The organism is Rickettsia sp. TH2014 (genome assembly GCF_019249195.1).
In the GTDB taxonomy this organism is placed as follows: Bacteria; Pseudomonadota; Alphaproteobacteria; order Rickettsiales; family Rickettsiaceae; genus Rickettsia; species Rickettsia felis.
The window spans coordinates 1-6,435 of record NZ_MXAX01000149.1 but is presented as its reverse complement, the minus strand read 5'-3'; the positions used below and the strand labels follow the sequence as shown (position 1 = coordinate 6,435).

The window sequence follows — 6,435 nt, the reverse complement described above, 5'->3', positions numbered from 1 at the left end:
AAGATTAAATCTCAACTATTACAGATAATAAAATAAAACTAACTCCTTGTGCCAAAGAGAGTCCTTTTGAATTTATATGTAAATATGTTCCCATTGGAAAATAATGAATTAATTCGTTATCTGTAATACTTTAAATAATGTTCCCATTTGTTTCGGTGATATTAATCTTTCTACTTGTTTTTCTATTATTCTTGCTTGCTCCTCGCTAAGCTTGTCTTGCAATGTTTGCTTGCGTAATAAAATTCCGTTTTCTACTAAAAAATCTCGTTGTGATATTGTATCTATTACATTTATTTTACTATTTTTAGCTACTGTTTTTAATGTATAAAAATCCACATGCGCCGATAAATCAGCTTCTCCAAGATTTTCAAGGATGGGGCAATATTTATGGTTTTTAACCGCTTGTAATGTTGGATTATACTGATATCTAGTTCTGTTACCCGGAGCTAGATCATAGCCGTAATCTATTATTAAGCAGCTGCCGCTTAGTTTTTTTAGATGCTGTGCTATAAATTTTATAATTTCTATTGAGTTATAAGATTCTTCAAGTACTGCTCCGTCTTTTGCTTCAATATGAGTACGCAGCAAATATTCTTGTAATTGCTTATTAACGCTTATTTTATCGTATTTAATTCTGCCGTCTAACTGTTGCACTACAAATATTCTTTCATACCATAATTCCTTGGCTTTAATATATTGCTTTATCGGCATAGCATCAAAGAATTCATTAGCTATTATTATAGTAGGTTTTTTGGGTATATCTTCTACAAATGATCGATGGCTAATCGGTAAATTAATATCTTGTAAATTAGCCTTTTGATGAGCAATAAAATTTTGATTAATTTCTATTAGTTCAATAGATAAAGCTTTGTAAAATTCCGGTACTAATTTTGCAGTGCGTAGTAAATCACGCATTAATAGACCTCGACCTGGACCAAGCTCAACCAAACTAAGACTTTTTGGGCAACCGATTCTTTGCCACTCCTTGATACACCATAAACCGATAATTTCACCGAATAGCTGCGAAATTTCAGGAGCTGTAACAAAGTCACCTTCGCTAGCTAGAGTTTTTACTTGCTGATAATAGGAAGTAGGATTTGATTGTAATACTTCCTGCATGAGAACATCGCAAGTAATATATCCGGTTTGATCAATTAACTGCCTTATTTTCGATTCGACTGACATATTAAATAAATCCCTAAAAGCAACATTGGTATAGATAAAATCTGTCCCATAGTTAAGCTATCTAAAATAAACCCGATCTGCACGTCAGGTTCTCTAAACATCTCAACAATTATACGGAAAAGAGAATAAAATATTAAATATAGCCCTGAGTTTAAGCCTTGCTTTTTAAGAGCTTCACGTTTGAATACTGAGTATGCTAATATACAAAATAATATTAACCCTTCAAAAAAAGCTTCATATAGCTGACTAGGATGACGGGGCTGTAAATCGCTATTTGGAAAAATTATCCCGAAAGAAGAAGTTGTAATGCGTCCATATAATTCACCGTTAATAAAATTGGCGATTCTGCCTAAAAACAACCCGATAGGTACTACAGGCGCTATAATATCCGTGAGGCTTAAAAAATTCACTTTATATTTTCGGCAAAACAAATAAGTGGCGATAATCATTCCTATAGTAGCACCGTGAAACGACATTCCACCTTCATAGGTTTTTAAAATCTCTATTGGATTTGAAAAATATTTCAAAGGGTTATATAGTAAAACATAACCGAGGCGACCTCCGACTATTATGCCTATAACGGCATAAGTAATGAAATCTTCTAGATTTTTTTTAGTAATTTGAGGCTTAAATTTTTCTATAATTTTGTTTGCATAGAACCAACCTAGCAAAATTCCTACTACATATGAAAGAGAATACCAAGAGACAGCAAGTGGACCTATAGAGAAAATAATTGGATTGATATTAGGAAATGTCATAATAAGTTATTTAATTCATTTAACGTCTGAGTTACGGAAAATTATGTAAGTAATTGACGAAGTAATCGAGTTTTTATCATTTTTATGAATTGCCACAGCCATTTCGTGGCTTCGCAATGACAGTATCTATATTTGCTTAGCAATACCAAGTTCTTTTGAGTTAAAATTATTGATAAAAATAAAATTCTTAGTAATAATAAAAAAGATTTATATTTATAATAATAATGATAGGTAAAATATGCAATATTTAATGGATCTATACCATACCTCAAGTACTGAGTTAGTATTATTGTTTGTTATGTTAGTATCTCTTATACCGGTGATATTTCTAATTAAAAGATTAATTTTTATTCCTGTAAAAAATTATTTAACTAGACATCATTATGATGATTATGAAAGGATACTAAAAAAATATCCTATATTTCGTTATTTATTACACACTTTATTAGCACTTTACTTTATAGGTTGGGGAGATGTTTTTCACCCTACTTCTTTTAAAGCGCATGTGTTACTTGGAATCAAAGATACTATAGTAATCTTATATACTAGTATATCCGTGACGATGTTATTATTAACGCTTATAGATGCTTTTGCAGATTTGTATAACAATAGGATCAAGGTCGTTGCAAAAAATGCACCGCTTAGCTTATATTTTCAAATATTAAAAATTATTGTCATAGTTATTGCAGCAATGGTAACTATTTCATATACATTAAATATTTCGCTTAGTACATTCTTAACAAGTTTAGGTGCGGCAGCAGCTCTTTTAACATTTGTTTTTAAAGATACCGTTTTAGGGTTAATTGCAAGCTTGCAACTAACTACTCAAGAAATTATTAATATTGGAGACTGGGTACGTATAGGCGAAATTGAAGGAACAGTTGAAAAAATTACTATTTCCGTAGTAACAATTAGGAATTTTGACCAATCTATTTCTACAGTTCCTACTTACAGTATTTTAAATTCTAATGTAACTAATTATAGAGGAATTAGTGAATCAGGAGCAAGAAGGGTGAAGAGAGTATTTAATATTAATATGGCAACTATTAACTTCTGTGATGCTACTATTTTACAAGAACTAAAAAAATCTCCTTATATATCAAAGGATGTAATAGATAAAATAACTCTTGATAAAGAAGAGAAGGATTTAACCAACATTAAACTATTCAAATTATATATTCAGGAATATCTAAAAAATAATCCAGCAGTTTATACCGAAGGATTTACTTTGCTAGTAAGACAGCTTGAACCTACGATTAATGGGTTGCCTATAGAAATATATACCTTTGTTAAAGAAGTGAATTTAGTGGGTTATGAAAATATACAAGACAATATTTCTGAACATTTAATTTCTATACTTCCTGAATTTAAATTAAAAATATTTCAGAATGTAGGAATGGTATAATATATCTGAAGTTAAATTTGTATCCAAGATGGAAGTCACCCTTCATCTTAGATATTCACTACTTTTGAAAGAAAAGAAGTATATATACTACTTGATTATTTTCTCTAAATGCTTTAAAACTTAAAGCTTTAAAAATATGAAAATTTAAGACCTAGGAATGAATAATAATATAATTAATTTAATGGCCACTATTATACTGTCTTTAAGTATAATTTTCGGTTGGCAATATTTTGTTGTAAAACCTGAACAAAAAAAACAGCAACAGCAAATAGCGGTGCAGAAAGCAGAAAATTTAAAGAAACAACAGTTAAAAGCTTTAGTAGAACCTGCAACTGATATTGTTGTTCAAGAAGAAAGCGGGGTACAGCGTATTAAAATAGAATCTGAATCACTCACCGGTTCTATTTCACTAAAAGGACTTAGATTTGATGATTTAATATTAAAGAAATATAAGCAAGATTTATCTAACAATAGTCCTGAAGTGAGATTATTTTCACCGACTAATACAGAAAATGCCTATTTTGCTGAAATTGGTCTAGTTAGTAATTTATCTAGTGTAAAACTCCCCAACAACGATACTATATGGAATAGTGATAGTGAGATATTAAACCCTGAAAAACCTGTTAATTTATTTTGGGTTAACGAAGATGGGGTTAAATTTTTAGTTACTATTACTGTCGATGAAAACTATTTATTTACTATAGAGCAAACCATCGTTAATAATAGCGATAAAGAGCTTCCAATCCAATCATATGGTTTAATAAATCGTAAATATACCGCAGTGGAAAAAGCGGTAAATATACTGCATCAAGGACCTATAGGTTGTATAGACGAGAATCTTAAAGAATATTCGTATGATGATATTAAAGATAAGAAAAGTGCAAAATTTGCAGCAAGTAAGGTTGACTGGATAGGAATTACCGATAAATATTGGTTATCTTCCTTGATTCCTGATAAATCAAGTAATTACAGCTCGAATTTTAATTATGCTCTTAAGCAAGGGACTGAAAGATACCAGGTTGATTTTATTTCACCAGTACAAATAATAAAACCCGGCGAAAATTTCTCCATTAAAAGCAGAATTTTTGCAGGAGCAAAAAAAGTAGATCTGCTTGATAAATATGAAAAGCAATATGATATTAAATTATTTGATAGAGCTATTGATTTCGGTTGGTTTTATATAATTACCAAACCGGTTTTTTACGCCATGAATTTTTTCTATGGCTATGTCGGTAATTTCGGTGTTAGCATATTAATTGTTACGGTTATAATTAAGCTATTAATGTTTACGTTAGCCAATAAGTCTTATCGTTCGATGAAAAAAATGAAAAATTTACAGCCGGAAATCGATAGGATAAAAAATTTATACAGTGATGATAAGGCGCGTTTAAATCAAGAAATAATGGCTTTATATAAAAAAGAAAAAGTAAATCCGGTAGCGGGTTGTTTGCCTATACTTGTTCAAATTCCGGTATTTTTCTCTATCTATAAAGTATTATATGTAACTATTGAAATGCGGCAAGCACCGTTTTACGGCTGGATTAAAGACTTATCCGCCCCTGACCCTACTACTATTTTTAATTTATTCGGCTTATTACCTTTTTCACCGCCGTCATTTTTAATGATTGGAGCATGGCCTATTTTAATGGCTGTTACTATGTTCTTACAGCAAAAAATGAGTCCTGAACCTGCGGACCCGATGCAAGCTCAAGTAATGAAATTTATGCCGCTAATTTTTTTATTTATGTTTAGTAGTTTTCCTGTGGGACTTTTAATATATTGGTCTTGGAACAATATTCTATCCATAATTCAACAATATTATATTAATAAATTTAATTAATTAATGAGAATAGATAAAAATCTACCTAATTTTCTAACTATTGCTCGAATAATGGTAATTCCGGTTATTATACTGGCATTTTATATAAATAATTCACTTGCACGTAAACTTGGAGCATTATTATTTGTTTTAGCTAGTATTACGGATTTTTTTGACGGTTATATTGCAAGAAAATATAATTTAGTTACGAGCTTTGGCAAGATGTTTGATCCTATAGCAGATAAGCTACTAGTAGGTTGCGTTATTATAATGCTGCTAAAAAAAGATAATGTAGATGAGATACCTTGTCTATTAATTTTAGCACGAGAATTTTTAGTTAGCGGTCTTCGGGAATTTTTAGCTTTAGTAAAGGTTAGTGTGCCTGTATCGAGACTCGCTAAGGTAAAAACGTTTTTACAAATGTTTGCTTTATCGATATTGATACTAGGCTCAAAAGGTTCAGGAATTATTTATTTAGATATAGTAGGGGAAATAATCTTATGGATTGCCGCTTTTTTAACAATCATTACAGGTTATTCTTATTTTAAAGCATGTAAGAAATATTTTTAAATAGGAGAATTTTATGATATATGTAAAATATATAATTTTAGGGTTTATTATGGGGTCTAGTTTAAATCTTTACGCTGCTAACAATGATATAATTGCCAATAAGGAAGTCATAAAGGTAGAAGTAAGTAATGAACATTTAAAAACATTAAATGAAGCTTCTACTCTTCTAATTAGTTGTGTAGATTTTAGATTAATAGACGAAACAGATAAATAATGAAGCAATTAGGGCTAGACGATGATTTTGATAAAGTATCGCTTCCCGGTGCATCGCTTGCCCTCGTTAACGACAAATATACTTATTGGGGAAAAACAATAGAAGATACGATAGGAATTTTACAGCAGTTACATAATATTAAACAAATTGTGTTTCTTGACCATAGAGATTGTGGAGCTTACAAGATGCTTGTAGGCCAAGAACATTTAGACACACGTGAAAAAGAAACGGAAGCGCATGCGGAAATTTTAAATAAAGCACGTAACCTAATCAAAGAAAAATTCCCTCAATTAAAGGTCATACTTTCTTAATGGGAGTTGACGGCGTAGTAGAGCAGATTTATGAAGATGTAACTCTTAGCTCTGTCATTCCGTGATTTATTCACGGAATCCAGTTAAAATGTAATAGTTGAGATTTAATCTTACATTTAGTAAAATTAAGATAATANNNAATGGAGGATTAGAGATGAATCTAAATCAAAAAA

The 6,435-nt window shown here is 30.5% G+C and carries 5 protein-coding genes and 1 pseudogene; 4 read left to right on the top strand and 2 right to left on the bottom strand.

Annotation, left to right across the window (positions count from 1 at the left end; genetic code table 11):
* Window positions 1-108 precede the first annotated feature (108 nt).
* Complete coding sequence (locus KYQ89_RS02845) at window positions 109-1,185, bottom strand: class I SAM-dependent methyltransferase (protein WP_218460319.1); 1,077 nt, start codon at window positions 1,183-1,185, stop codon at window positions 109-111.
* Window positions 1,164-1,943, bottom strand: a complete 780-nt coding sequence (gene lgt / locus KYQ89_RS02840; RefSeq protein ID WP_218460318.1) for a prolipoprotein diacylglyceryl transferase — start codon at window positions 1,941-1,943, stop codon at window positions 1,164-1,166. Before lgt ends, KYQ89_RS02845 begins: the two co-directional genes overlap by 22 nt.
* Window positions 1,944-2,181: 238 nt before the next feature.
* Between lgt and KYQ89_RS02835 the strand changes: the two genes are divergently transcribed.
* The 4 genes and pseudogenes from KYQ89_RS02835 (at window position 2,182) to KYQ89_RS02820 (ending at window position 6,327) form a co-directional block, all read left to right on the top strand.
* Complete coding sequence (locus tag KYQ89_RS02835) at window positions 2,182-3,348, top strand: mechanosensitive ion channel family protein (protein ID WP_218460317.1); 1,167 nt, start codon at window positions 2,182-2,184, stop codon at window positions 3,346-3,348.
* Between the two features lie 157 nt (window positions 3,349-3,505).
* Entirely contained in the window at window positions 3,506-5,188 is a 1,683-nt protein-coding gene (gene yidC, locus KYQ89_RS02830) for a membrane protein insertase YidC (protein ID WP_218460316.1), read from the top strand.
* A gap of 3 nt (window positions 5,189-5,191) precedes the next feature.
* Window positions 5,192-5,737, top strand: coding sequence for a CDP-diacylglycerol--glycerol-3-phosphate 3-phosphatidyltransferase (pgsA, locus tag KYQ89_RS02825; RefSeq protein WP_218460315.1), 546 nt, complete (start codon window positions 5,192-5,194; stop codon window positions 5,735-5,737).
* 13 nt (window positions 5,738-5,750) lie between these two features.
* A pseudogene (locus KYQ89_RS02820) lies at window positions 5,751-6,327 on the top strand (carbonic anhydrase).
* Window positions 6,328-6,435 lie beyond the last annotated feature (108 nt).

Coding starts and splice junctions, on each gene's coding strand:
- KYQ89_RS02845 (WP_218460319.1), bottom strand. CDS start 1,185: ATGTCAGTCGAATCGAAAATAAGGCAGTTAATTGATCAAACCGGATAT.
- lgt (WP_218460318.1), bottom strand. CDS start 1,943: ATGACATTTCCTAATATCAATCCAATTATTTTCTCTATAGGTCCACTT.
- KYQ89_RS02835 (WP_218460317.1), top strand. CDS start 2,182: ATGCAATATTTAATGGATCTATACCATACCTCAAGTACTGAGTTAGTA.
- yidC (WP_218460316.1), top strand. CDS start 3,506: ATGAATAATAATATAATTAATTTAATGGCCACTATTATACTGTCTTTA.
- pgsA (WP_218460315.1), top strand. CDS start 5,192: ATGAGAATAGATAAAAATCTACCTAATTTTCTAACTATTGCTCGAATA.